The organism is Brevundimonas sp. P7753, from assembly GCF_013386595.1.
GTDB classification, from domain to species: Bacteria; Pseudomonadota; Alphaproteobacteria; order Caulobacterales; family Caulobacteraceae; genus Brevundimonas; species Brevundimonas bullata.
Genome location: NZ_JACARP010000239.1, coordinates 1 through 1,039, shown reverse-complemented (window position 1 = coordinate 1,039; position 1,039 = coordinate 1). Strand labels below are relative to the sequence as shown.

The following is a 1,039-nucleotide window of genomic DNA, read 5'->3' as shown; positions in this document are numbered from 1 at the left end:
CGGCGAACGCGACCGCGCCGCGCCGCATCGTCTGCCGCATGGACGGCGCCGCCATTGGCCCCTCCCCCTACGGCGGCGCGGTGCTTGACGCGACAGAAGCGATCCTCACCGCCGAACGCGACGTCTGCAGCTTCAAGGCCGAGGCCGATTTCAGTGAACCGACCTGGAATCTGTCCGTTGACTATGAGCTGTCGCCTCGGAACATGGTCTATCTGGCGCACAGGCGCGGCTATCGCGCCGGAGGCTTCACCGCCCAGCCTGGCAACGCCACCGCCGGCAGCCTGGATAATCCCGCCACGATCGCCCAGCGCGCACCCTATCTTCCCGAGATTCTCGACGACATCGAGTTCGGCACGAAGAACGAGTTCGATATCGCCGGCATGAGATCCCGGTTCAACCTGGCCGCCTATCACGGCTGGTACGCTGACATTCAGCGCAACTCTCAGCAACTTGTGAACAATGTCGTCACCGCACTGACCGTCAACGCGGCGGAAGCCGCCATCTGGGGGATCGAGGCGGACTGGTCCCTGCGGCTGCACCCGACGCTCGAGTTCGGGGGCGGCTACTCGCTGACGAAGGCCGAGTACAAGGATTTCCTCAACTATTACAATACCGGGACCACGGCCGCTCCCGTGCTGACGCCTGTTGATGTGTCAGACGCCCGTTTCGGCTTCACGCCCGAGCACCAGTTCAACGCAAGCCTGACCTGGACGCCGACCTTACCCGGGGAAGTGGGGGACGCCTCCGTCACTCTGAGCTACTACTACCAGTCCGACTTCTCCACGTCCGACACCGCCTCCTCCAATTGCGGGCCGAACGGCGCCTTCCCAGCCTGCCAAAACTACGGTGTAGACGTGGATGCCTATGAACTATGGAATCTGCGCGCAGATCTGCGTGACGTCGCCGGTCGACAAGGTCTCGATCTCGGCCTGTTCGTAACCAACCTCCTGGACAAGGAATACTACGCTTTCGGCACCCCCCAGCTTGGCCAGCCTTACGGCCTGTTCTCCCAAGGCGTCGGCGCCCCCCGCATGTGGGG

1 protein-coding gene is annotated in these 1,039 nt (G+C 63.5%); it reads left to right on the top strand.

All coding sequences use genetic code 11. The features are described 5' to 3' along the window. The coding region (locus tag HX774_RS19365; RefSeq protein ID WP_178829027.1) for a TonB-dependent receptor domain-containing protein at positions 1-1,039 on the top strand (1,039 nt) is incomplete at both ends.